Annotated in this window: 22 protein-coding genes; 4 read left to right on the top strand and 18 right to left on the bottom strand. The window is 65.3% G+C overall.

Annotation, left to right across the window (positions count from 1 at the left end; all coding sequences use genetic code 11):
- Positions 1 to 282: 282 nt before the first annotated feature.
- Positions 283 to 960: a DUF4197 domain-containing protein gene (locus AYB31_RS14100; protein ID WP_068829328.1), complete on the top strand. Its 678-nt coding sequence runs from the start codon at positions 283 to 285 to the stop codon at positions 958 to 960.
- A gap of 157 nt (positions 961 to 1,117) precedes the next feature.
- On the opposite strand, the gene AYB31_RS14095 is transcribed toward AYB31_RS14100, so the two are convergent.
- The gene (locus AYB31_RS14095; RefSeq protein ID WP_068829327.1) at positions 1,118 to 4,192 is read right to left on the bottom strand and encodes an efflux RND transporter permease subunit; all 3,075 of its coding nucleotides are present in this window, start codon (positions 4,190 to 4,192) and stop codon (positions 1,118 to 1,120) included.
- A 3-nt stretch (positions 4,193 to 4,195) separates the two neighbouring features.
- Positions 4,196 to 5,299 carry an efflux RND transporter periplasmic adaptor subunit gene (locus AYB31_RS14090; RefSeq protein ID WP_068829326.1) on the bottom strand — a complete coding sequence of 368 codons (1,104 nt, stop codon included), beginning with the start codon at positions 5,297 to 5,299 and terminating at the stop codon, positions 4,196 to 4,198.
- 94 nt (positions 5,300 to 5,393) lie between these two features.
- On the opposite strand from AYB31_RS14090, the gene AYB31_RS14085 reads away from it, so the two are divergent.
- Positions 5,394 to 6,032 carry a TetR/AcrR family transcriptional regulator gene (locus tag AYB31_RS14085; RefSeq protein WP_068829325.1) on the top strand — a complete coding sequence of 213 codons (639 nt, stop codon included), beginning with the start codon at positions 5,394 to 5,396 and terminating at the stop codon, positions 6,030 to 6,032.
- A 16-nt stretch (positions 6,033 to 6,048) separates the two neighbouring features.
- Here AYB31_RS14085 and AYB31_RS14080 read toward each other — a convergent pair whose 3' ends face one another.
- Positions 6,049 to 6,828, bottom strand: a complete 780-nt coding sequence (locus tag AYB31_RS14080; RefSeq protein WP_068829324.1) for a class I SAM-dependent methyltransferase — start codon at positions 6,826 to 6,828, stop codon at positions 6,049 to 6,051.
- A gap of 107 nt (positions 6,829 to 6,935) precedes the next feature.
- Between AYB31_RS14080 and AYB31_RS14075 the strand changes: the two genes are divergently transcribed.
- On the top strand, positions 6,936 to 7,703 hold the full coding sequence (locus tag AYB31_RS14075; RefSeq protein WP_153020720.1) for a hypothetical protein: 768 nt from the start codon (positions 6,936 to 6,938) through the stop codon (positions 7,701 to 7,703).
- Positions 7,704 to 7,789: 86 nt separating this feature from the next.
- On the opposite strand, the gene AYB31_RS14070 is transcribed toward AYB31_RS14075, so the two are convergent.
- The 5 genes from AYB31_RS14070 to ppc all read right to left on the bottom strand — a co-directional run bounded on the left by AYB31_RS14070 (position 7,790) and on the right by ppc (position 13,303).
- On the bottom strand, positions 7,790 to 8,650 hold the full coding sequence (locus AYB31_RS14070) for a DUF72 domain-containing protein (protein WP_068829323.1): 861 nt from the start codon (positions 8,648 to 8,650) through the stop codon (positions 7,790 to 7,792).
- On the bottom strand, positions 8,650 to 8,994 hold the full coding sequence (locus tag AYB31_RS14065) for a hypothetical protein (RefSeq protein WP_068829322.1): 345 nt from the start codon (positions 8,992 to 8,994) through the stop codon (positions 8,650 to 8,652). The genes AYB31_RS14070 and AYB31_RS14065 overlap by 1 nt, the downstream gene beginning before the upstream one ends.
- Before the next feature lie 94 nt (positions 8,995 to 9,088).
- On the bottom strand, positions 9,089 to 9,769 hold the full coding sequence (gene tsaB / locus AYB31_RS14060; protein ID WP_068829321.1) for a tRNA (adenosine(37)-N6)-threonylcarbamoyltransferase complex dimerization subunit type 1 TsaB: 681 nt from the start codon (positions 9,767 to 9,769) through the stop codon (positions 9,089 to 9,091).
- An 86-nt stretch (positions 9,770 to 9,855) separates the two neighbouring features.
- Positions 9,856 to 10,503, bottom strand: a complete 648-nt coding sequence (gene adk / locus AYB31_RS14055) for an adenylate kinase (RefSeq protein ID WP_068829320.1) — start codon at positions 10,501 to 10,503, stop codon at positions 9,856 to 9,858.
- 163 nt (positions 10,504 to 10,666) lie between these two features.
- A complete protein-coding gene (gene ppc / locus AYB31_RS14050) occupies positions 10,667 to 13,303 on the bottom strand; it encodes a phosphoenolpyruvate carboxylase (protein ID WP_068829319.1) in 2,637 nt (878 codons plus the stop codon).
- A 194-nt stretch (positions 13,304 to 13,497) separates the two neighbouring features.
- Between ppc and AYB31_RS14045 the strand changes: the two genes are divergently transcribed.
- Complete coding sequence (locus AYB31_RS14045) at positions 13,498 to 13,842, top strand: pilin assembly protein (RefSeq protein ID WP_068829318.1); 345 nt, start codon at positions 13,498 to 13,500, stop codon at positions 13,840 to 13,842.
- 13 nt (positions 13,843 to 13,855) lie between these two features.
- On the opposite strand, the gene AYB31_RS14040 is transcribed toward AYB31_RS14045, so the two are convergent.
- From AYB31_RS14040 to AYB31_RS13990, 10 genes are all read right to left on the bottom strand, one after another.
- Positions 13,856 to 14,359, bottom strand: a complete 504-nt coding sequence (locus AYB31_RS14040) for an O-acetyl-ADP-ribose deacetylase (protein WP_068829317.1) — start codon at positions 14,357 to 14,359, stop codon at positions 13,856 to 13,858.
- 25 nt (positions 14,360 to 14,384) lie between these two features.
- The gene (locus AYB31_RS14035; RefSeq protein WP_068829316.1) at positions 14,385 to 14,714 is read right to left on the bottom strand and encodes a hypothetical protein; all 330 of its coding nucleotides are present in this window, start codon (positions 14,712 to 14,714) and stop codon (positions 14,385 to 14,387) included.
- A gap of 12 nt (positions 14,715 to 14,726) precedes the next feature.
- Positions 14,727 to 15,605 (bottom strand): alpha/beta hydrolase, encoded by an 879-nt coding sequence (locus AYB31_RS14030; protein WP_068829315.1) that lies wholly within the window; start codon positions 15,603 to 15,605, stop codon positions 14,727 to 14,729.
- Positions 15,605 to 16,351 (bottom strand): TIGR00266 family protein, encoded by a 747-nt coding sequence (locus tag AYB31_RS14025; protein WP_068829314.1) that lies wholly within the window; start codon positions 16,349 to 16,351, stop codon positions 15,605 to 15,607. Before AYB31_RS14025 ends, AYB31_RS14030 begins: the two co-directional genes overlap by 1 nt.
- Before the next feature lie 90 nt (positions 16,352 to 16,441).
- Positions 16,442 to 17,722, bottom strand: a complete 1,281-nt coding sequence (locus tag AYB31_RS14020) for a flavohemoglobin expression-modulating QEGLA motif protein (protein ID WP_068829313.1) — start codon at positions 17,720 to 17,722, stop codon at positions 16,442 to 16,444.
- Between the two features lie 9 nt (positions 17,723 to 17,731).
- Positions 17,732 to 18,286, bottom strand: a complete 555-nt coding sequence (locus AYB31_RS14015; RefSeq protein WP_068829312.1) for a hypothetical protein — start codon at positions 18,284 to 18,286, stop codon at positions 17,732 to 17,734.
- A 67-nt stretch (positions 18,287 to 18,353) separates the two neighbouring features.
- On the bottom strand, positions 18,354 to 19,067 hold the full coding sequence (locus tag AYB31_RS14010; RefSeq protein ID WP_068829476.1) for a TetR/AcrR family transcriptional regulator: 714 nt from the start codon (positions 19,065 to 19,067) through the stop codon (positions 18,354 to 18,356).
- 130 nt (positions 19,068 to 19,197) lie between these two features.
- Positions 19,198 to 20,700 (bottom strand): lysine--tRNA ligase, encoded by a 1,503-nt coding sequence (lysS, locus tag AYB31_RS14005; RefSeq protein ID WP_068829311.1) that lies wholly within the window; start codon positions 20,698 to 20,700, stop codon positions 19,198 to 19,200.
- A gap of 61 nt (positions 20,701 to 20,761) precedes the next feature.
- Positions 20,762 to 21,857 (bottom strand): peptide chain release factor 2 gene (gene prfB, locus AYB31_RS14000; RefSeq protein WP_153020719.1). Its coding sequence is split into 2 segments (ribosomal slippage): positions 20,762 to 21,784 and positions 21,786 to 21,857, totalling 1,095 coding nucleotides; the frame shifts between segments, so codons are not numbered across the junction.
- A 188-nt stretch (positions 21,858 to 22,045) separates the two neighbouring features.
- The gene (locus AYB31_RS13990) at positions 22,046 to 22,969 is read right to left on the bottom strand and encodes an autotransporter outer membrane beta-barrel domain-containing protein (RefSeq protein ID WP_068829309.1); all 924 of its coding nucleotides are present in this window, start codon (positions 22,967 to 22,969) and stop codon (positions 22,046 to 22,048) included.
- Positions 22,970 to 22,990 lie beyond the last annotated feature (21 nt).

The raw sequence follows: 22,990 nt of genomic DNA, 5'->3' as shown, positions 1-22,990 counted from the left end.
CTATCTGGTGGAGCGTCATGACGCGTGGCGGGAGATTACTCTCCCTTCAAGCAAAGGTGCAACCAGGTGCAACCCGGCAGAAATCTACCTCTCGAACCCGAATACCAGGCCGCGTCCGTTTGAAGTAGCGCCACGATCAGCATAGAAGCTCAGTGCATTCCCGAACCCGAGCGGCCGCTGACACCGCAGCGCCCGACGAACGGGAGATGCCCGCAAAAGACTATGGGCCTGGTGACCACTCCGTTAAGCTCGCTCCACTACACCGCAATAAGGAAGTCCGCCATGCTCCGCCTCACTACCCTGACCGCCGGCCTGCTGCTGTCGGCCAGCGCCTTCGCCCTGTCCCTTGCCGACCTGACCCAGAGCGACGCCAGCGGCGGCCTCAAGGATGCCCTGACCCAAGGCGCGCAGCTCGCCGTCAAGCAACTCGGTCGGCCAGGCGGCTTCAGCAACAACGACGAAGTGCGCATCGAGCTGCCCGGCAAGCTGGGCAAAGCCGCGAAGACCATGAAGATGATGGGCATGGGCGCCGAAGTGGAAGAGCTGGAAGCCAGCATGAACAAGGCCGCCGAAGCAGCCGTGCCGCAGGCCCAGGCGATTCTGGTCGACTCGGTGAAGAAAATGACCGTCACCGATGCCAAGGCCATCCTCGCCGGCGGCGACGACTCGGCCACCCAGTACCTGAACAAGAGCAGCCGCGAGGCGATTCGCGCCAAGTTCCTGCCTATCGTCAAGCAGGCTACCGACAAGGTCGGCCTGGTGCAGCAATACAACAGCTTCGCCGGCCAGGCCGCGGCCTTCGGCGTGGTCGACGCCAAGAGCGCCAAGGTCGAGGACTACGTGACCGAGAAGGCCCTGGACGGCCTGTTCAAGATGATCGCCGAACAGGAAGCCAGCATTCGCCAGAACCCGGCCGGCGCCGCCACCAGCCTGGCCAAGAAGGTGTTTGGCGCGCTCTGAGGGCTGAAGTAATTGTCATGTGTGAGCGGCTTTAGCCGCGATGCTCTGCAGCAGCCTCATCGCAGCTAAAGCCGATTGCCGCCCAGTCGATCCCACACAAGCCCACCCCCAACAAAAAGCCCGGCAACCAGTGCCGGGCTTTTCATTAGCGTCGCGTTTAGCGCGCTTCCGTTTCCTTGACCCTGAACCAGGCCGCGTAGAGCGCCGGCAGGAACAGCAGGGTCAGCGCCGTGGCGACGATCAGGCCGCCCATGATGGCGACCGCCATCGGCCCGAAGAACACGCTGCGCGACATCGGGATCATCGCCAGCACCGCCGCCAGGGCAGTCAGTACGATGGGCCGGAAGCGCCGCACCGTAGCCTCGATGATGGCGTGCCAGCGGTCCTGGCCGGCGGCGATGTCCTGCTCGATCTGATCGACCAGGATCACCGAGTTGCGCATGATCATGCCGCTCAGGGCGATGGTGCCAAGCATGGCGACGAAGCCGAACGGCTGCTGGAAGATCAGCAGGAACAGGGTCACGCCAATCAGCCCCAGTGGCGCGGTGAGGAACACCATGGCCGTGCGCGACATGCTCTTGAGCTGCAGCATGAGCAGGGTCAGCACCACCAGAATGAACAGCGGCACACCGGCGTTCACCGACTTCTGCCCGCGCGCCGAATCCTCCACCGTGCCACCGACTTCCAGCAGGTAGCCGCTGGGCAACGCCGCGCGGATCGGCTCCAGGGTCGGCAGGATCTGCTTGACCAGACCGGCCGGTTGCTCGCCGCCATAGACATCGCCATAGACGGTGACGGTCGGCAGGCGATCGCGACGCCAGATCACGCCTTCCTCGAAGCCATATTCCAGAGTCGCCACCTGCGACAACGGCACGTTCTTGCCGCTGCTGGTGGGCACCGCCAGGCTCGGCAGCAGCTCCAGCGCCTGACGCTCACGGACGGTGCCTCGCAGGAGGATTTCGATCAGTTCGTTGTCCTCGCGGAACAGGCTGACGCTGGAGCCGGTCAGCGAGCTCTGCAGGAACTGCGACAGGTCGGCACTGCTGATACCCAAGGCACGCGCGCGCTCCTGATCGATGTTCAGGTAGACCACCTTGCTCGGCTCTTCCCAATTCAGGTGCACGTTGGTGACGTGCGGGTTCTCGCGCACCTTGGCCGCCACCTGACGGGCGTAGTCACGCACCTCGCTGATGTGTTCACCACTGACGCGGAACTGGATCGGGAAGCCCACGGGCGGGCCGTTCTCCAGGCGCGAAATACGGGTACGGGCCTGCGGGAAGTCCTCGTTCATCACCTTGATCAGCCAGCTGCGCACCTCTTCCCGATCCTTGATGGACTTGGTCAGGATGACGAACTGGGAGAAGCGCGTGGCCGGCAGCTGCTGATCCAGCGGCAGGTAGAAACGCGGCGAACCGGTACCGACATAGGCCACGTAGTTGTCGATGCCCGGATGGTCCTTGAGCTTGGCCTCCAGGCGCTTGGCCTGCTCTTCGGTGGCCTTCAGCGACGAGCCCTCGGTGAGCTTGATGTCGACCATCAGCTCCAGGCGCCCGGAGGCGGGGAAGAACTGCTGCGGCACGAAGCGGAACAGCCCAAGGGAAACGATGAACAGACCGATGGTCACCAGGATCACCGTCTTGCGCCGACGCACGCACCACTCCACCACCTCGCGTACGGATTGGTAGAAGGTGGTCGAGTACGGGTCATGCCCCTCGGCGCTGCCGCCGTGTTTCTTGGCATGCAACTTGGCCAGATCCGGCAGCAGACGGTCGCCCAGATAAGGCACGAAGAGCACGGCGGCGACCCAGGACACCAGCAGGGCGATGGTCACCACCTGGAAGATCGAGCGGGTGTACTCGCCGGTCCCGGACTGCGCGGTGGCAATGGGCAAGAAGCCGGCGGCAGTGATCAGGGTGCCGGTGAGCATGGGAAAGGCCGTGCTGGTCCAGGCGTAGCTGGCTGCACGGAACCTGTCGTAGCCCTGCTCCATCTTGATCGCCATCATCTCCACGGCAATGATCGCGTCGTCCACCAGCAGGCCGAGCGCCAGCACCAGGGCGCCGAGGGAAATCTTGTGCAGGCCGATGCCGAAGTAGTTCATCAGGGCAAAGGTCATCGCCAGCACCAGCGGAATGGAGAGTGCCACCACCAACCCCGTGCGCAGACCGAGCGAGAAGAAGCTGACCAGCAGTACGATGACCAGCGCCTCGACCAGCACCTGAATGAATTCGCCCACGCCGGTCTTCACCGCCGCCGGCTGGTCGGACACCTTGCGCAGCTCCATGCCCACCGGCAGGTCGTTCTGCAGGCGGGCGAACTCGTGCTCGAGCGCCTCGCCCAACTGCAGGATGTCACCACCCGCCTTCATCGACACGGCCAGGCCGATGGCGTCCTCGCCCATGAAACGCATGCGCGGCGCGGGCGGGTCATTGAAACCGCGATGCACCTCGGCCACATCGCCGATATGGATGGTGCGTTCACCGATGCGAATGGGGAAATTGCGAATCTGCTCGACCGTCTCGAAGCGCCCGGACACGCGCAACTGCACGCGATCGGTGGCGGACTCGAAGAAGCCGGAGTAGCTCACCGCGTTCTGCTCATCCAGCGCCTGCTGCACGGCCGCCAGGGGCAGGCCCAGGTTGGCCAGCTTGACGTTGGACAGCTCGATCCAGATCTTCTCGTCCTGCAGGCCGAGCAGTTCGACCTTGCCCACGTCCTTGACTCGCTGCAGCTGCAGCTGCAGGCGGTCGGCGTAGTCCTTCATCACCGCGTAGTCGAAGCCCTGGCCAGTCAACGCATAGATGTTGCCGTAGGTGGTGCCGAATTCGTCGTTGAAGAACGGCCCGCGAATGCCTGGCGGCAGCGTGTGGCGGATGTCGCCGACCTTCTTGCGAATCTGGTACCAGAGCTCGGGAATGTTCTTCGACACGATGTCGTCGCGAGCCATGAAGGTGACCACCGACTCGCCGGGCCGCGAGTAGGACATGACGAACTGGTAGTCGCCCGTCTCCATCACCTTCTTCTCGATGCGCTCGGTGATCTGCCGCGAAACTTCCTCGGCGGTGGCGCCAGGCCAGTCGGTGCGCACCACCATGGCCTTGAAGGTGAAGGGCGGGTCTTCGCTCTGGCCCAGCTTGGTGTAGGACAGCGCGCCGATCACCGCCAGCACGATCATGAAGTAGCGCACCACGCTGCGGTGGCGCAGTGCCCACTCGGAAAGGTTGAAGGACATGGCTTACTCCTTGCCCGCCAGCGCAACCATGCGGTTGTCGCGATCCACCGGGCGCACCTTCTGCCCGTCGAGCAGCATCTGCACACCGGCGGCGACAACCCAGTCGCTATCCTTCAGCCCTTCCAGAATCGAAACCCGCTCCTGGCCGTAGGCACCTACCCGCACCGGCGTACGCACCACCTTGGATTCCTTGGGATCGACCACCCAGACGTAGGGGCTGCCCTTCTCGGCCGTCAGCGCCGACATCGGCACCGATAGCGGCACCTCGCCTTCGCTTCTGATCGACACTCGGGCGCTCTGCCCGACATCGGCCTTGACCTTGGCATCGCTGAACGTCACCCGCGCAGCAAAGGTACGCGACTGCGCGTCGGCCGCCTGGGACAGCTCGCGGATGGTGCCGGGGAACTGCTTGTCCGGCTGCGACCACAGCTCGATGCTGACGTCCTGACCGATGCGGAAACGCTCCAGAGCCTGCTCCGGCAGGTTGATCAGCACCTCGCGCTCGCCATCGGCGGCCAGGGTGAACACCGTCTGCCCCGCCGCAACCACCTGACCGACCTCGCCCAGCCGCCGCGCAATCAGGCCATCCTGCGAAGCCCGCAGCACGGCATAGCCGGCCTGGTTGCTGGCCACGTCAAACTCGGCGCGGATCTGCTTAACCCGAGCTTCGCCGGCGCGGTATTGATTCTCCACATTGTCGTATTGCGACTGACTGATCAGTTGGCGCGCCAGCAGGGTCTTGTAGCGATCACGCTCGGAGCGCACCAGCTTGAGATTGGCTTCGGCGGCATGCACCTGGGCACGGGCGGCCTCCAGCTGCAGCTTGACGTCCTGCGGGTCCAGCTCGGCCAGCGGCTGGTCCTTGCGCACCCGGTCACCGGCATCCACCAGGCGCTTGGCGATCTTGCCGCCGATGCGGAAAGCCAGCTCCGGCTCGTAGCGCGCCCGTACCTCACCCGGGTAGGTATCCACCGCATCCGCCGCAGGGACGGGATGCACCACCATCGCCGGACGCACCGGCACCTCGACGGTTTCGCCATTGCCGCAAGCGGCCAGCAAGGTGATCAGGGACAGCGGCACAGCGAGGGACAAGGCATGGCGGTACATGGAGGATGACCTTTCGCAAAAAGAAGCTTGGAATACTTATACTGCCGGGTATAGTAAAAATAGCAAACTCGCCAGTCCAGTATTAAAAACGCGAATGTCCGACAAACTGTTACAGCCCACCAGCGGCCCCGGACGGCCCAAAGATCCTGCCAAACGCCTGGCCATCCTCGAGGCAGCCAAGCGCCTGTTCATGCAGAACGGTTATGACGGCAGCAGCATGGACGCCATCTCCGCCGAGGCCGGAGTCTCCAAACTCACGGTGTACAGCCACTTCACCGACAAGGAGACGTTGTTCGCCTGCGCGGTGGAGTCCAAATGCGAGGAGCAGCTGCCGCCGCTGTACTTCGAGCTGAAGGCGGACGCCGCCATCGACACGACGCTGCTGGCCATCGGTCGCGGCTTCAATGCGCTGATCAACAGCGAGGAGTCGGTGGCCATGATGCGCCTGGTGATGAGCCAGGGTGCCCAGGGCACACGGCTGTCGCAACTGTTCTACGACGCCGGGCCGAAGCGCATGCTGCAGGCTATGGTGCACCTGCTGGAACAGGCCGACCGACTCGGCCAGCTGCGCGTCGAGCATCCACAGAGCGCCGCCGAGCACTTCTTCAGCCTGATCAAGGGCGGTTGTCACTTCCGCCGCCTGATCGGCTGCAGCGAGCCGCCCAGCAACCAGACTGCCGACGAGCATGTGCAGGAAGTGGTGCAATTGTTCGTGCGCGCCTACCGGCCCTGAGAACCGGTTTAAAACCTCAGGCCTTGAGCGCCTTCTTCGGATAGATGTCGTAGCGGCTGGACTTGCCCTCCAGTGCATAGCTGGGCTTGGCCCCCTCGATGATCGGCGCCTTGCGCGGGCGCTTGACCACCACACGGTGGCTGGCCAGGGCCAGTGCGGCCTGCAGCAACGCAGGGGCATCCATATCGTCACCAACCAACGGGCGGAACAGGCGCATCTCCTTCTTCACCAGCGCGCTCTTGTCGCGGTGCGGGAACATCGGGTCGAGGTAAATCACCTGCGGCGGCTCGCCTTGCCAGCCCTGCATCAAGTCGATGGCGTTGCCCGTCAGCAAACGCATCTGCGCAGCAATCGGCGCCACTTCGCTATCGCGTGCGGCACGGCCCAGGCCATCCTCCAGCAGGGCGGCAATGATCGGCTGGCGCTCGATCAGGGTCATGCCGCAGCCCAGGGTGGCAAGGACGAAGGCGTCACGCCCCAGGCCAGCCGTGGCATCCAGCACGCTCGGGCGCACGCCCGGCTGAACTCCGACCGCCTTGGCGATCATCTGCCCGCTGCCGCCGCCATACAGGCGCCGGTGAGCCACGGCGCCCTCGACGAAATCCACCCGCACCGGCCCTGGCGCCTGCGGCCCGAGCTCGGCCAGCTGTAGGCCACCCTCATCCAGCTGCAGGGCAAATTCAGCTTCGCCGCTCAATGGCAGCCCCAGGCGCCCGGCCCATTGCCGCGCAGCGTCGGCATAGCCAGGCTGCAGAGCTTCGACTCGAATTCTGGTTATAGGCCGTTCGTCGTTCATCAGGAAATATGCTCAAAAAATGCTCAATAGGTCCGGCATCGGGCCGATAACCCGTCATCGCCCTATTCTGCCAGACGCGACCCACGCCGGTCGCAGCGAGCCACAGCATGTTCGACGCCCTCTCCTCCCCTCGCTCCAGCGATCTGGACAAACGCCTGGACGCCGGCCTGCGCGATTCCCTCGACTACCAGATCCTGCGCCGCACCCTGATGCCCAAGGGCGAACAGCCCGATCCCGAGCAAGCCGCCCAGGCCATCGAGGAGGCTCACAACACTTCGTCCGAAACCACGACGACGGTAGATAGCGCCACCCAAGCCGCCAGCTTCCAGCAGGTGCTGCAGCAACGCGAGCTGGAACTGACCGTGACCGCCAACCCCGAACCGCAGAAGACCGATCCGCTGGTGCTCGACCTGGCCGGCAACGGGTTCGCCACCCGCGGGCTACAAAACGCCGTGCGCTTCGACCTCGACGCCGACGGGCGCCGCGACAGCATCAGCGCGCCCAGCGGCGACGATGCCCTGCTGGCACTGGACCGCAACGGCAATGGCCGCATCGACGACGGCCGTGAGCTGTTCGGCGATCAGAACGGCGCCGCCAATGGCTTCGCCGAACTGGCCAAGTACGACGATAACGGCGATGGCCGCATCGATACCCTGGACAGCGTGTTCGAGCGCCTGCGCCTGCTGCGTTTCGATGCCGACGGCCGTCAGCAGAGCCAGAGCCTGAGTCAGGCCGGCGTCGCCGCCATCGAGCTGCGGGCGCAGGATGTCAGCATCGCCCTGGGGGCCTATGACGAGATCGCGCAACTGGGCCGCTTCGAGTTCACCGACGGCCGCAGCGGCCAGGCCGCCGACCTGTTGCTGGCGCGGCGCTAGCAGCACCTGACTGCGCTCCGGAGCGGCTGAAGCCGCTTCCTCACGCCTCGGCGCATCGGCGCTTATCGAGGACAGGGCCTTCTCCCCTAGATCAATCCCAGCTGCTCGACCTCGGCCCGGGGCTCGACAAACGCCAGCGCCGGCAGGCCAGGCAGACGCTCCATCAAGGCAGCGTGAAAGCGCAGCGCCTGCGCTGCGGCCAGATGATTGTCCGGTGTATGCAGAAATACATGAGGTGTCAGCCCCTGCTCTATCCAGCCGGCCACCTTGTCCAGCCAGGGCTCGAGGAAAGGCTGGTTGGCCAGCAGATCCGGGCCACCGATGAAACGCAACTGCGGACTCGCGCTGAATGCAGTCGGGCGCACCGGCAGACGCGGCTTCTTGGCCTGCGCATGCAGTACCGCCGCATCGCGGGAGGTGCAGCTGAACAGCGCTCGCGAATCCAGGCAGATACGTTCCACCCCGCGCTCCTGCAGGCTGCGGTTGAGCAGGCGCTCCTCCTCGCCACGGGCAAAGAAGGCGGGATGGCGTAGCTCTACGGCGACCGGACGCGCAGCGAACTCATCCAGCCAGCACAACAACTCGCCCAGGCGCGCCGGACCGAAGCTGGCCGGCAGCTGCAGCCAGAGCGGCGCAACCCGCTCACCCAGCGGCGCCAGCAGCTGGAGGAACTCTGCAGTCGCCGCGAAGTGTTCGCGCAGGTCGCCGGCATGGCTGATATCGCGCGGCAGCTTGGCACAGAAGCGAAAGCCCGCCGGCATCTGCGCGGCCCAGCGCGTCACGGTCTGCGGGCTGGGTCGGGCGTAGAAGGTGGTATTGCCCTCGACCGCGTTGAACACGGCCGAGTAGTGACTCAGGCTCGCGGCGGGGCGCAGATCGTCCGGGTAGAAGGAGCCGCGCCAGGCCGGCTCGTTCCAGGACGGGCAGCCAAGAAAATACGGCAGCATCAGGCGTAGAGGTCGAGCCCGAGGACTTCGCTGGCGTCGAGATCGCTGGTGTAGCTGGCGGTATTGCCGTAGGCGGCTAGCGCCTGATTGGCGCGGGCGCTGAGGTTGCGCGGCTGGGTGTATGCGTCCTGACTGCGCGCCGGCAGGTTTTCGCTGGAAGCCGCACCGGCCTGCACACGACGAGGCTGGGCAACCTGCTCGAAACCCTGACTGGCGGAGGTGGAACTGGGTTGTTCACGGCGCTCCTCTACCTCGCGCTGACTCTCGCGCAGGGGCGTGACCGCACTGCCCGGGCGAGGGTTGCGGTCCAGCGGATAGGAGGAAGTGAAGCCGTCGATACGCATCGGTTACTGCTCGGATTACGTGCTGGCAATGTAGCGGCGGTGGATACAAATGGCAATTTCCCGACGCCAGACTACGGACGAAAGGCGAGCGGCCTCAGACCGATTGTTTCGGCGTCGCAACATTGTCACGCAGATAGACCGGCTGGGCCTGGTCGGCCGGCAGCGCTTCACCGCGCTGCCAGGCGAAACCGGCCAGCGCCAGCAGGTCCAGGGCATGCGGCAGCATGCCGGGGTCGCTTGCCACAGGGGCCAACGCGATACGTGAGCCATAGGTGCCCCAGCCGGTGCCGGCGGCGAACCAGCCACCCGAACTGCCGCGTGGCAGCTGGGCCTGCTCTGGCGCCAGCACGGCCTCGGCGCCCTGCAGGCGCATTTCGCCCAACTCGGCCCGGTAACAACCCCAGTAGACCTCATCCATACGCGCATCGATGGCCGCAGCCACCTGCTGTGCGCCATGCTCGCGCAGGGCACGCTGGGCCAGTACGGCAAGGTTGGAAATCGGCAGCACCGGCTTGTCCAGGGCAAACGCCAGGCCCTGCACCACGCCGATGGCGATGCGTACGCCAGTGAAGGCGCCCGGCCCGCGACCGAAGGCGATGGCGTCGACGCTGGGCAGATTCACCCCGCCCTCGACCAGCAGCTGCTGAATCATCGGCAGCAGACGCTGGGCATGCAGGCGCGGGGCCACCTCGTAATGGCTGAGCACCTCGCCGTCATGCAACAGGGCGACGGAGCAGGCTTCGGTGGCGGTATCCAGGGCCAGCAGTGTGGTCATCGGTGTATCCGGCAGGCAGAAAAAGGCGGGCATTATAAACGCCAACGGCCCGCAATGGCGGGCCGTTGGACTGCGCGATCAGCCGATCAGCTGAGGGCGGCGAACACCTTGGCAGTGATCTCATCCACCGAACCGACACCGGCGATGGCGGTGTATTTCGGAGTGCCTTCCGCGGCCGACAGCTTCTGGTAGAAGTCCACCAGCGGCTTGGTCTGCGAGTGGTAGACGGACAGGCGATGACGCACGGTTTCTTCGGTGTCGTCCTTGCGCTGGACCAAGTCTTCACCGGTCTCGTCGTCCTTACCCTCGACTTTCGGCGGGTTGTAGACCACGTGGTAGACGCGGCCGCTGGCCTCGTGCACGCGGCGACCGGCGATGCGCTGGACGATCTCCTCGTCATCGACGGCGATTTCGATCACGTTGTCGATGGTCACGCCGGCTTCCTTCATGGCCTCGGCCTGGGGAATGGTGCGCGGGAAGCCGTCGAACAGGAAACCGTTGGCACAATCCGGTTGAGCGATGCGCTCCTTGACCAGGTTGATGATCAGGTCGTCGGAGACCAGACCACCGGCATCCATCACACTCTTGGCCTGCAGACCAAGCTCGGTGCCCGCCTTCACGGCGGCGCGCAGCATGTCGCCGGTGGAGATCTGCGGAATACCGAACTTCTTGGTGATGAAACCAGCCTGAGTACCTTTGCCGGCACCGGGCGCCCCCAGCAGAATCACGCGCATCGAAGTGCTCCTCAAAAAATGACAGAAAGACGTCGGACTCGCCTCGTGGGGCCAATCTCGTTGAATTCAGGGTTTCGGCGTCACTGAGCAGCCAAAAGGGTGATCACGATACACAGCGCCCCGGCATGGCACAAGCCACCGAAAGTCGGAGATGGCGAGGGCCTCAGCCGGTGTTGCGCAGGCCCGCCGCAATGCCGGCGACACTCACCAGCAAGGCCTGCTCCAGGGGGCTGTCCACCTCATCCTGGCGCAGTCTGGAACGGGCCAGAAGCTCGGCCTGCAACAGGTGCAGCGGGTCCAGATAGATGTTGCGCACGGTGATCGCCTCACGGGTCTCCGGGCTATGGGTGAGCAGCTCGGACTGACCGGTCAGGGCCAGCACCAGATCACGGCACTGCGACAATAGGTCGCGCAGTCCTGCACCCAATGGTCGCAGTTGTGCATCGACAAGGCGCTCGTCATACAGGCTGGCGATGCTCAGGTCGGCCTTGGCCAGCACCATTTCCAGCATGTCGATACGGGTGCGGAAGAACGGCCAGCCCTCGCGCATTTCCTCCAGCAGGGCCATTTCCCCGCGCTGCCGGGCGTTGTCCAGAGCGCGCTCCCACCCCAGCCAGGCAGGCAGCATCAGGCGCGTCTGGGTCCAGGCGAATATCCACGGAATCGCCCGCAGGCTTTCCACACCGCCGGCGCGGCGCTTGGCCGGCCGACTGCCCAGCGGCAGGCGGCCAAGCTCCTGTTCCGGCGTGGCCTGGCGGAAGTACTCGACGAACTGCGGATGCTCGCGCACCACCTCGCGATAGGCCGTCACGCCCTCCTCGGCCAGGCGATCCATCGCCGCGCGCCAGGCCGGCTCCGGCGCAGGCGGCGGCTGCAGGGTGGCCTCCAGCACAGCGGCCAGATAGAGGTTGAGGTTCTGCTCGGCCAAGCGCGGCAGGCCGAACTTGAAGCGAATCATCTCGCCCTGCTCGGTGATGCGGAAGCGCCCCGCCACCGAGCCCGGCGGCTGCGAGAGGATGGCCGCATGCGCCGGGCCACCGCCGCGCCCGACCGTGCCGCCACGGCCATGGAACAACAGCAGCTCGACCTGATGCTGGCGGCACACCTCGACCAGGTTCTCCTGGGCCCGGTACTGGGCCCAGGCGGCGGCCGTGGTACCGGCATCCTTGGCCGAGTCGGAGTAGCCGATCATCACCTCCTGCGGCCCGTGCAGGCGCGCCCGATAGCCGTGCAGGCCGAGCAGGCGGTCGATAGCCGGGCCGGCGTTATCCAGGTCGGCCAGGGTCTCGAACAGCGGCGCAACCCGCATCGGGCGTTGCAACCCGGCCTCCTTGAGCAACAGTTGCACCGCCAGCACATCGGAAGGCGCACCGGCCATGGAGATCACATAGGTGCCGAGCGAGGCAGCCGGTGCTTCGGCAGCTACCCGACAGGTCGCCAGCACTTCCGCCGTTTCCGCCGAAGGGCGATGCTGCGCCGGCAGCAGCGGGCGGCGATTGTCCAGCTCGCGCAGAAGAAACTCGATGCGCCGCTCTTCATCCCACTCGACGTAGTTGCCCAGGCCGAGGAAATCGGTGATCTCGCCCAGGGCCGCGGCATGCCGGGCGGCATCCTGGCGAATGTCCAGGCGTACCAGGAACAGGCCGAAGCAGGCCGCGCGACGCAGGCAGTCGAGCAGCGCCCCTTCGGCGATCACGCCCATGCCGCAGGCGTGCAGCGAGTGATAGCAGAGCTCCAGCGGGGCGAGCAGTTCACGGTTGTCGTGCAGCACCTCGTCAGCGGCCGGCACGGCGCCGTGCAGCGCCGCCTCGGCCCAGGCACGAGTGGCCCGCAGGCGCTCGCGCAACTGTTTCAGCACCGCACGATAGGGCTCGGGATGCACGCCCACGGCCAGGCGCAGCTCGTCGCTGGCCTGCTGCATGGACAGCTCGGCGGCCAGCCGGTCGACATCGCGCAGATACAGGTCGGCGGCCATCCAGCGCGCCAGCAGCAACACTTCGCGGGTGACGCTGGCGGTGACATTGGGGTTGCCGTCGCGGTCACCGCCCATCCAGGAGGCGAAACGCACCGGCGCCGCTTCCAGCGGCAGGCGCAGACCGCTGGCGTCCTGCAGGGCCTGGTCGGCCTTGCGCAAAAAGTCCGGTACGGCCTGCCATAGCGAGTGCTCGATCACGGCAAAGCCCCACTTGGCCTCATCCACCGGCGTGGGCCGGCTACGGCGGATCTCCTCGGTATGCCAGGCCTCGGCGATCAGTCGGCGCAACCCGAGTTGCACCTCGGCGCGCTCGGCCGGCAGCAGGTCGCCGTGGTCCAGCTCGGCCAGACGCGCGGCGATGGCATCGTACTTCTGGATCAGAGTGCGGCGTGCCACCTCGGTGGGATGCGCGGTGAGCACCAGCTCGATATCCAGGCGGGCGATCTGCCGGGCCAGTTGCTCCGGCTTGTGCCCGGCGGCGACCAGGCGCTGTAGCAACTCGCTCAGCACCCGGTCGTCGAAGGGTTGCGCCTCCTCCGGGCGGCGCCGACGAATGCGGTGGTACTGCTCGGCGATATTGGCCAGGTTGAGAAACTGATTGAAGGCCCGCGCCACTGGCAGCAGCTCGTCATCGCCCAGGCTGGCGAGTGTCTCGCGCAGTTGTTGCTCACCGGCCGAGGAGCCCTGACGGCCGGCCTTGGCGCCCTGGCGGATCAGCTCGATCTTGTCGAGAAAGGCCGCACCACGCTGGCTGCGGATGCAGTCGCCTAGCAGCTCGCCGAGCAGGTGAACCTCTTCGCGCAGACGCGCATCGATTTCCGCCATGACCGTCCTCTCCCACTTGAGATAGAGCCCCAGCTTGCACAGCGCGCCCTGTTCTTTCAAGCAAGCGACAAAGCCAGCTTGCCAGCGCCATGCCGAGCTAGGCTGTTAACAGCGGGGTTACAAGCCCTGCGGATCGGGATGCAGCCGTACCCGACCGGATAACCGCCCACCACGAATGGGCAACCGAGGTGACTATGAAGATCAGGGAACTCGCCCGCCATTGGGAGCAGAACGCCAAGGGTCGCCTGACCCGCAGCCAATTTCACATCCACCTGGACCTGGAAGCCGCCGCGCGCCTGGCGGCACTGGCCGAGATGTACCCCAAGCGCGGTACCGAAGAACTGCTCGGCGAGCTGATCGGCGCGGCCCTGGAGGAACTGGAAGCCAGCCTGCCTTACGTCAAGGGCAGCAAGGTGGTGGCCACCGATGAACAGGGCGACCCGCTGTACGAGGACATCGGCCCCACGCCACGCTTTCTCGCCCTGTCTCGGCGCTACCTGCAGGAACTGGTCGCCCAGCAGGACAGCGCCAAGCACTGAGCCGCAGCATGCCTCAGGTGGCGAGCAGGCGCCGGTAGCAGGCGACCATATCTGCCGAGAAGGCCACCAGCAACGCCCGGCGCAGGCTGCTGCCGGCAGGCCGCGGTTGGCGCAGGCAGTCGACTGCGATGGCCGCTGCAGCTTCCAGTGGGTAACCGTAGACGCCGCAACTGATAGCCGGGAAAGCGATCTCGGCCAGCGCATGCGCCTCGGCCAGGGCCAGGCTGTTGCGGTAGCAGGCGGCCAGTAACGCGGCTTCGCCCTGACCACCACCGTGCCAGACCGGCCCGACCGTGTGGATCACCTGACGCGCCGGCAGACGAAAGCCTGGCGTAATACGCGCCTCGCCGGTGGGACAGCCGCCCAGGTCGCGACAGACGGCCAGCAGCTCAGGGCCGGCGGCGCGATGAATGGCGCCATCCACCCCGCCGCCGCCGAGCAGGGAGCTGTTGGCGGCGTTGACGATGGCATCCACCGCCAGTTGGGTGATGTCGCCGTGGAAGACCTCGATCTGCATCGTTCTCTCCCTCGGCGCTCGTGGCTTACTGCTGCGGCGCCTGCGGAGTGTCCTGCCCCATGCAGCGCACCGCCTGCTTCTTGCTGTCCACCAGCACGCCGGTCAGGCCCTTCTGCTGGGTATCGAACAGCACCAGTACGCCATCGATGCAATGCGCCACCTGGTCGGCCGGCTTCAGCGAGACCTTGTAGTCCTCGCCGGGAACGGTCTTGAGCATGGTGAAGTCAGCGAGCAGCAGGGCATCCTCTTCCTTGGCGAAATGCACGTAGCCGTAGTACCAGAGCACCGCCACGGTGCCAACGATGCTGGCAATGCCGGTCAGGATCATGGGGATGACGTTACGTTCTTCACTCATGGGAATCTTCACTTACTGGGGAGACTGGGGATCGGGAACTTCGGCCAACCGGCGCAGGCCAACAAAGCCACGCGGGTCTTCCAGGTAACGCAGCATCACCTCGCGCCAGGTGGCATCGGCGAATGTCTGCACATGGCCGCCACGGGTCGGCTGGAACACCCTTGGTGGGGGCGCAGCCTGATACAGGCGCACGCCATTGGCAAGGGGCACCACATCATCATCCAGGCTGTGATAGATCAGCATGGGCAGGCCCTGCAGTTGCGGCATGGCGTGGATGGCGCTATCCGCGTCCGGCACCAGCCAGGACAGCGGCACCTGCAGCGGCCAGGTCAGCCAGGCATTGCTCAGCGCATAGCGGGCGACCTCGCGATAGCTGGCCGGAACGCCGTCGAGCACCAGGGCCTGCAGCCTGGCACGATTGTCGCCATGCTCGGCCAGGTAATGCACCGCCAGCGCGCCGCCCAGGCTCTGGCCGAGCAGCACCAGCGGCCTGCCCTGGGTTTCCGGTGCCGTGGCCAGCCAGGCGAAGGCGGCATCGATGTCCTGGTAAATGTCCGGCAGCAGCGGTTCGCCCTGCGACAGGCCATAACCGCGATAGTCCAGCATCAGCACCTGGTAGCCCTGCTCCGGCAGCCAGGCGGCACCGCCCAGGTGCCAGGCCAGGTTGCCGCCGTTGCCGTGCAGGTGCAACACGGTGCCACGCACCTCAACACCCGCCTTTGCCGGCAACCACCAGGCATGCAGACGGGTACCATCGGCGGCCTGCAACCAGACGTCGCGGTAGGCCAGACCGGCCCGCTCTGGGGTGATCGGCAGGCCTTTGACCGGGTAGAACAGCCAGGTGCTGCAGCCCTGCAGGCTCAACAGCAGCACCAGCAGCACGGCGCGCATCACTCGCCCCCGGCGCGCACTTCCTCGCGCGCCTTGTACGTCGCCTCGTAGATGCGCTCGGCCAGGCGCGAGAACGGCAGGCTCTGGATCCACACCGTGCCAGTGCCCTTGAGCGTGGCCAGGAGAATACCTTCACCGCCAAACAACATGCTTTTCAGCCCGCCGGCCAGACCGATGTCGTAGTCGATGCCGCTGGTGAAGGCCACCAGGCAACCGGTGTCCAGGCGCAGCGTCTCGTCGTTCAGCTCCTTGCGGATCACCGTGCCACCGGCATGCACGAAGGCCAGGCCGTCGCCTTCGAGCTTCTGCAGGATGAAACCCTCGCCGCCGAAGAAGCCGGCGCCGATGCGCTTGTTGAAGCTGATGCCGATCTCGGTACCGTAGGCGGCGCAGAGGAAGGCGTCCTTCTGGCAGACCAACCGACCGCCGATCTGGCCGAGGTCGATGGGTACCACCGTGCCCGGATAGGGCGCGGCGAAGCCAACCCGCTGCAGGCCTTTGCCAGCGTTGGAGAAGTGGGTCATGAACAGCGACTCGCCGGTGAGCAGGCGCTTGCCGGCGCCCCACAGCTTGCCCAGAACGCCGCTGGCAGAGCCGTCGCCCATACGGGTTTCGAAGCGGATGCCCTCGGTCATGTAATTCATCGCGCCGGCCTCGGCAATCACCGTCTCGCCCGGATCGAGAATGATCTCCACGGTTTGCGCCGAGGCGCCGAGGATTTCGTAGTCGAGTTTGTGGCTGGGCATGAGGACTCCTGACATTGCACAAGACGAAGCAGGCGCGAGCTCTGCTCGCGAACGAGCCCGCTTGAACCCCTTCGCGAGCAGAGCCGACTCCTAGAGGATGTTCGCGTAATCCGCCTCGATACGATCGAGGCTGAGGTGATTGAGGAAGTTGGAGAAACACATCCAGGCCGACAGCGCGTTGAGGTCGCTGAACTGCGGCGGCAGGTACTTGGGCGGCACCACCAGTCCCTCGTCCACCAGCTGACGCAGTGTGCGCATGTCTTCCAGGGTGGTCTTGCCGCAGAACAGCAGCGGAATCTGCTCCAGCTTGCCTTTGCGCACGGCCAGCTGGATGTAGTTGTAGATCAGGATGAAGCCCTTCAGATAGGACAGGTCCTTGGTGAACGGCAGCCCCGTCGGCGACGAGCCGCGGAAGGCGCGGCTGGCGTTGCTGTAGCTGTATTCCAGGCTGAAGCCCTGGTCGCGATAGAACTGGCAGACCTCGATGAAGTCGGCGCCCTCCTCGGCCATGTGGATGGCGCGGGTACGGTTGGTCAGCTTGCGCAGGCGGGTCGGGTAGGAGGCGAAGGCGATCACCTCCATGAGGATGGCCAGGCCTTCCTGGGTCACGGTCGACGAGGGCGGGCCCTTGGACAGGAAGGTGCAGATCGGCTGATTGAGACCGTTGAGGGTCGTGCCGACATGCACCAGCCCCTCATGCACCTCCAGCGCGCGCACGTCCCGCTCGTTGAACAGGGCATCGGCGCGGATCTTGATGTAGTCGGCACCGGCGGCGGCATCGGCGACTATGCCGTCGGACTCGAAGACACGCACGGTATCGTCACCAAACACCCGCGCCAGGCGTTGCTGGAGGATATCCACGGCATCCTTGGCGGTGAGCGTCTTGGGCTCGGCCTCGAGGTCGCCGCGTTCAGCGATGTTGTTCAGGTACTCGGAGAGCATCACGCCAAGGTCGGCCAGAGTCGGGTCGCCGGCATGGAAGGCATCCGAGGCGGCGCCGTACAGTTCCTGGGAGATCAGGCCGAAGTCGGCGGTGCCGCGCGCCTCGAGCATGCGGATCACCATGCGGTATTCCTTGCACATGCGCCGCATGATCTGCCCGGCCGGGTTGAACTGGCCGAGCTGGCGAGTGATGTCGCGCTCGATGTTCTGGAATTCCAGCTTCTTCTCGGTCGGATCGAAGGCCAGCGGGCGGTTCTCGTAGTAAGCCCGATCCACAGGCGGCAGGACCTTGCCCTTGCCGGCGATAAAGGCCTGGCGCACGCCATCGTCCCACTTCACCGCATCGAGCACGCGAATCGGCGTCTGCGCCTCGACCAGGCGCCCGGACAGCGCGCGGATGATGTCGTGGTAATCCTCCTGACGACTCATGCGCGGCCCTTATTCGGCGCTGCGCTGGTAGCGCGCCACTTCGACGAAGACATCCGCATTGGCCTGGTCATCCAGATAGGCGAACACCTTGTCCAGCGGACTGGTAACCAGCACGGCCTCGCCATCCGGGGTCTCCACCGGCTGGCCCTGGAGTACGCCACTCTCCATTTCCTGCAGGATGCGCTCGACGTCCAGGTTATAGATCACCAGTTCGTTCTTCACGGTCAGCTCGAAGCCGGCGATGGCGAAGTTGGCCCCCAGGCGCTTGGGCAGGCCGGCCGAAACGTACCAGCGGCGACCGTGGTGGGCGACCGTGAAACCATATTCATCGGCGGGTTCGACTTCCGCGTCGACCTCACTCCAGACCTTGGCACGGTAGAGATTGGAGCCGGCGCGAGCGATGCTCAGGAACTGCTGGTCGCCCCACTCGTCCTGACGCTCCCAGTCGCCGAGCAGCGGTATGGGCGCAGCCTCGTTGGCCGGAATAGGGTCCTTGAAGGTCACCAGACAACCGTTCAACAGCAGGCAACTCAGGGCGACTAGCGCCACACGCCAGGCTTTCATTCCGCACTCCTTGTGAGAATTCGTTCGGGGCCATAAACGCAAAGCCCCGCCGAAGCGGGGCCGGGGCTCAACGCCCGATGACCAGGTCCAGGAAGCGCTGCAGAACGGCGCGCTGGGCCTCTAGGTCAAAGTCTTCCACCCCATCGACGATGGCATGATATTCCATCCGCAAAATAAGCGTAGTCAACACCTGGGCATCCTCGACCGGCGCTGCGGAACCCATTACACGCAACGCCCGTTCGGCAAAATGGAAGCGCAGGCGCTGATGGGCCAGCGCCAACGCACGCAACTCCGGGTTGGTCAGTGCTTCCTGGCGAAAGGCCAGTTCCACCAACAGCTCATCGTCGCGCCCGCGTGCCTTGCTTTGCACATGGACCACGGCCAGGTCGATGACGTGGGCCGCCATCTCGTGGCGCGCGGCAGGGTTGAGTTCGACGGCGGCGGCAATGCGCTGGAAGTCCTCATCGACCCCGGCCCACAGCGTCGCCAGGTTGGCCGCGCTGCGCTGCACGAACAGCGCAAAGCTGTCGGCGATCAGGTCGCCGATATCCTTGAAGTAGTAAGTGGTCGCCGACAGCGGCACCCCCGCCTCGGCAGCCACCGCCCGGTGGCGTATGCCGCGCGGGCCCTCGCGCACGATGATGCGCAGAGCCGCTTCGAGAATGCCCAGGCGACGCTGTTCACTGCCCTCGCGGCTGGCCTTGCGGCCGCGATACTGCACAGTGGCGGCTAATTCACCGGCGAGCTGAGCCGGCGACTCCAGGGCAGCACTGACTTTCACCAAGGGTATTCCTCGCACAAGCGGTTGATAGAAAACAGGGGCCTGCCTCGACGGCAGCCCCCTGACTTTCAGGCAGACAAATGGCCATGTGCCACTTCTGCCGCAACGTTGCCTTGTGACCCGCGCGCAATCAAGCCTGCGGGCGCATGTGCGGGAACAGGATCACATCGCGGATCGACGGCGAGTTGGTCAGCAGCATCACCAGACGGTCGATACCGATGCCCTCACCGGCGGTCGGCGGCATGCCGTACTCCAGGGCGCGGACGAAGTCGGCGTCGTAGTGCATGGCCTCGTCGTCGCCGGCGTCCTTGTCGGCCACCTGCTGCATGAAGCGCGCGGCCTGGTCTTCGGCGTCGTTGAGCTCGGAATAGGCGTTGGCGATTTCGCGGCCGCCGATGAACAGCTCGAAGCGGTCGGTGACGCTCGGATCATCGTCGCTGCGACGGGCCAGTGGCGAGACTTCGAACGGGTAGCGGGTGATGAAGTGCGGCTGCTCCAGCTTGTGCTCGACCAGCTCCTCGAAAATCATCACCTGCAGCTTGCCCAGGCCTTCGAAGCCGAGCACCTTGGCGCCAGCCTTCTTGGCGATCTCGCGGGCGCGGTCGATGTCGTTGAGGTCGGCGGCGCTGATCTCCGGGTTGTACTTGAGGATCGAGTCGAACACCGACAGGCGCACGAACGGCTCGCCGAAGTGGAATACCTTGTCGCCGTAAGGCACGTCGGTGCTACCCAGGACGGCCATGGCCAGCTCGCGGAACAGCTCCTCGGTCAGGTCCATGTTGTCTTCGTAGTCGGCGTAGGCCTGGTAGAACTCGAGCATGGTGAACTCGGGATTGTGCCGGGTCGAAACACCTTCGTTACGGAAGTTGCGGTTGATCTCGAAGACCTTCTCGAAACCACCGACCACCAGGCGCTTGAGGTACAGCTCCGGAGCAATACGCAGGAACATCTGCATGTCCAGGGCATTGTGGTGGGTTTCGAACGGCTTGGCCGCGGCACCGCCGGGAATGGTCTGCAGCATCGGCGTTTCGACTTCGAGGAAGTCGCGCTTCATCAGGAAGCTGCGGATGTGCGCGATCACCTGGGAACGTACGCGGAAGGTCTGGCGCACGTCTTCGTTGACGATCAGGTCGACGTAGCGCTGACGGTAGCGCTGCTCGGTGTCGCTCAGGCCGTGGTGCTTGTCCGGCAGCGGGCGCAGCGACTTGGTCAGCAGGCGCACGTCGGTCATTTCCACGTACAGGTCGCCCTTGCCGGAACGGGCCAGGGTGCCTTCGGCGGAGATGATGTCACCCATGTCCCAGGTCTTCACCGCGGCCAGGGTTTCTTCGGACAGGGTCTTGCGGTTGACGTAGACCTGGATGCGCCCGGTCATGTCCTGAATCACCATGAAGGCGCCACGGTTGAGCATGATGCGCCCGGCAACCTTGACCGGAATGGCAGCGGCTTCCAGCTCTTCCTTGGTCTTCTCGGCGTACTGTTTCTGCAGGTCGGCGCAGTAGTTGTCGCGGCGGAAGTCGTTGGGGAAGGCGTTGCCCTGCTCACGGATGGCAGCAAGCTTTTCCTTGCGCTGGGCAATCAGCTTGTTCTCTTCCTGCTGCAGTTCGTGTTGGTCGAGTTGTTGGTCGCTCATGGTCGTCGGTTTCCGTCACGGGTTCGTCACCTCCCCCGTACGGGAGAGGAACTGAAAGGTCTTACAGGCCCTGTTTCAGGCTGGCTTCGAGGTACTGGTCGAGGTCGCCATCGAGGACTTTCTGGCAGTCGCTACGCTCGACGCCGGTACGCAGATCCTTGATACGCGAGTCATCGAGCACGTAGGAGCGAATCTGGTGGCCCCAGCCGATGTCCGACTTGGAGTCTTCCAGGGCCTGCGAGGCGGCGTTGCGCTTCATCATCTCCAGCTCGTACAACTTGGCCCGCAGCATCTTCATGGCGGTGTCCTTGTTGGCGTGCTGGGAACGTTCGTTCTGGCAAGCCACCACGGTATTGGTCGGCACGTGGGTGATACGCACCGCCGAGTCGGTGGTGTTGACGTGCTGACCACCGGCACCGGAGGAGCGGTAGGTGTCGATGCGCAGGTCGGACGGGTTGATCTCGATCTCGACCTTGTCGTCGATCTCGGGCGATACGAACACCGCCGAGAACGAGGTGTGGCGACGGGCGCCGGAGTCGAACGGGCTCTTGCGCACCAGGCGATGCACGCCGATCTCGGTACGCAGCCAGCCGAAGGCGTATTCGCCCTTGATGTGCACGGTGGCGCCCTTGATCCCGGCGACTTCGCCTTCGGACAGCTCGATGATGGTGGCATCGAAGCCACGCTTGTCGGCCCAGCGCAGGTACATGCGCAGCAGGATGTTGGCCCAGTCCTGCGCCTCGGTGCCGCCGGAACCGGCCTGGATGTCGAGGTAGGCGTTGTTCATGTCCATTTCGCCGCTGAACATGCGGCGGAATTCCAGCTTCTCGAGGATGCCGCGCAGGCGCTCGATTTCGCTGACGATGTCGTTCACCGCGCCTTCGTCATTTTCTTCGACGGCCATGTCCAGCAGGTCGCGGGAATCGGCCAGGCTGCCGGTGAGGTCATCGATGGTTTCGACGATCTGCGCCAGCATGGCGCGCTCGCGCCCCAGGTTCTGGGCGTATTCGGGGTTGTTCCAGACGCTGGCGTCTTCGAGTTCGCGGTTTACTTCGACCAGACGATCATGCTTGTGATCGTAGTCAAAGATACCCCCGAATGGTCTGGGTCCGCTCGGACAGGTCCTTGATGCTGTTGAGGATCGGATTGATTTCCATGGTGGGCAGCACTCTCGGGCAAGGTGGGCGCAAAGCTGTCGCGTGCAGCCAGCCAGAGGGCATCTGCCCAGGCCGGGCGGCGAACGGCGCGCCAGAGTTTCAGAAAAGCCGGCGAGTATACCTCAGCGCAACCCAGGCTTGCAGCCCGCTGCAGCATCGGCGCGGTGAGGTCTGACCGGCGGCCCCGGCTAGAACTTCAGGCTCAGGCGCGCGGCCAGAGCATTGTCGCGCGCATCGTCAGCGTACTGGCCGGCGTAGGTGAGGCCCAGGTAGAGCTGGCGGCTCAGTTCGTGATCCAGGCTCAGGTCCAGGCGCAGGGTGCTGCGCTCGAACTCGCGACTGCTCAGGCTGAGTGGCTCACCCTGCTCGCTCCAGGCCCGACTGTTCAGGCTGTCGCTGCCCAGGTCCTGGCGCAGGGCCAGGCTGGCGTGGCCAACCCACTTGCGCGCGCCCAGGTACCAGGGCGCGGTCAGGCGCCAGCCCAGGCTCAGGTAGCCAGCCTCCTCATCCGCGCCTGGCAGGCGCAGGCCGGCGCCGCGCGTGCTGCCGGCATCCAGACGCTGCAGCGCCAGGCCGGCAAAGGGCTCCAGGGTGAAATCGCGGAAATCCAGGGCGAAGCTGCTTTCGCCGAACACTTGCTGGCTGCGCGCGGAGCCATGCTCCAGGTCATGCCAGCCATGAATGAAACCCAGCTTGAAGCCGAGCTGGTAGTACACCCGCGTGGCTGCGTAGACGCCCAGATACTGGCTGTCGTCATGACTGTGCGCCGCGCCCTGATCCAGCCGACTGCGCGATGTGCCCAGCAGCGCGCCAGCGACCCACTGCCCGCCCAGCGCGCGATCCAGCCCCAGCAGCAGGCCTTCGCCATCGCGCTCCATACCACCGTCCCAGCTACCGTGCTGGCCGTAGGCCCGCGCCCAGAGCGGCCACTCGCCGTCCTCGGCCGCCGCCTCGCGAAAGGCGAAACGCACCTGCTGCAGGCGATCCAGCGCCGCCTCGCGCGGCAGGCGCGCGTCATCCAGCAGCAGGGCACGCTGGTTTAGCAGCAGCTCATCGGCCTGGACCGCCGGCACGGCCAACAGCAGGGCACACAGTGTTGTGCGTAGTTTCATGACATCTCCCGAGATCGCCGG

Source organism: Pseudomonas sp. BMS12 (assembly GCF_001592875.1).
Classification (GTDB): Bacteria; Pseudomonadota; Gammaproteobacteria; order Pseudomonadales; family Pseudomonadaceae; genus Aquipseudomonas.
Note: the sequence above shows the minus strand (reverse complement) of the source record. Positions and strands in the feature narration are given on the sequence as shown.

Bases quoted from the DNA above. Each gene is read 5' to 3' on its own strand.
- AYB31_RS14100 (WP_068829328.1), top strand. From the start codon at position 283: ATGCTCCGCCTCACTACCCTGACCGCCGGCCTGCTGCTGTCGGCCAGC.
- AYB31_RS14095 (WP_068829327.1), bottom strand. From the start codon at position 4,192: ATGTCCTTCAACCTTTCCGAGTGGGCACTGCGCCACCGCAGCGTGGTG.
- AYB31_RS14090 (WP_068829326.1), bottom strand. From the start codon at position 5,299: ATGTACCGCCATGCCTTGTCCCTCGCTGTGCCGCTGTCCCTGATCACC.
- AYB31_RS14085 (WP_068829325.1), top strand. From the start codon at position 5,394: ATGTCCGACAAACTGTTACAGCCCACCAGCGGCCCCGGACGGCCCAAA.
- AYB31_RS14080 (WP_068829324.1), bottom strand. From the start codon at position 6,828: ATGAACGACGAACGGCCTATAACCAGAATTCGAGTCGAAGCTCTGCAG.
- AYB31_RS14075 (WP_153020720.1), top strand. From the start codon at position 6,936: ATGTTCGACGCCCTCTCCTCCCCTCGCTCCAGCGATCTGGACAAACGC.
- AYB31_RS14070 (WP_068829323.1), bottom strand. From the start codon at position 8,650: ATGCTGCCGTATTTTCTTGGCTGCCCGTCCTGGAACGAGCCGGCCTGG.
- AYB31_RS14065 (WP_068829322.1), bottom strand. From the start codon at position 8,994: ATGCGTATCGACGGCTTCACTTCCTCCTATCCGCTGGACCGCAACCCT.
- tsaB (WP_068829321.1), bottom strand. From the start codon at position 9,769: ATGACCACACTGCTGGCCCTGGATACCGCCACCGAAGCCTGCTCCGTC.
- adk (WP_068829320.1), bottom strand. From the start codon at position 10,503: ATGCGCGTGATTCTGCTGGGGGCGCCCGGTGCCGGCAAAGGTACTCAG.
- ppc (WP_068829319.1), bottom strand. From the start codon at position 13,303: ATGGCGGAAATCGATGCGCGTCTGCGCGAAGAGGTTCACCTGCTCGGC.
- AYB31_RS14045 (WP_068829318.1), top strand. From the start codon at position 13,498: ATGAAGATCAGGGAACTCGCCCGCCATTGGGAGCAGAACGCCAAGGGT.
- AYB31_RS14040 (WP_068829317.1), bottom strand. From the start codon at position 14,359: ATGCAGATCGAGGTCTTCCACGGCGACATCACCCAACTGGCGGTGGAT.
- AYB31_RS14035 (WP_068829316.1), bottom strand. From the start codon at position 14,714: ATGAGTGAAGAACGTAACGTCATCCCCATGATCCTGACCGGCATTGCC.
- AYB31_RS14030 (WP_068829315.1), bottom strand. From the start codon at position 15,605: ATGCGCGCCGTGCTGCTGGTGCTGCTGTTGAGCCTGCAGGGCTGCAGC.
- AYB31_RS14025 (WP_068829314.1), bottom strand. From the start codon at position 16,351: ATGCCCAGCCACAAACTCGACTACGAAATCCTCGGCGCCTCGGCGCAA.
- AYB31_RS14020 (WP_068829313.1), bottom strand. From the start codon at position 17,722: ATGAGTCGTCAGGAGGATTACCACGACATCATCCGCGCGCTGTCCGGG.
- AYB31_RS14015 (WP_068829312.1), bottom strand. From the start codon at position 18,286: ATGAAAGCCTGGCGTGTGGCGCTAGTCGCCCTGAGTTGCCTGCTGTTG.
- lysS (WP_068829311.1), bottom strand. From the start codon at position 20,700: ATGAGCGACCAACAACTCGACCAACACGAACTGCAGCAGGAAGAGAAC.
- AYB31_RS13990 (WP_068829309.1), bottom strand. From the start codon at position 22,969: ATGAAACTACGCACAACACTGTGTGCCCTGCTGTTGGCCGTGCCGGCG.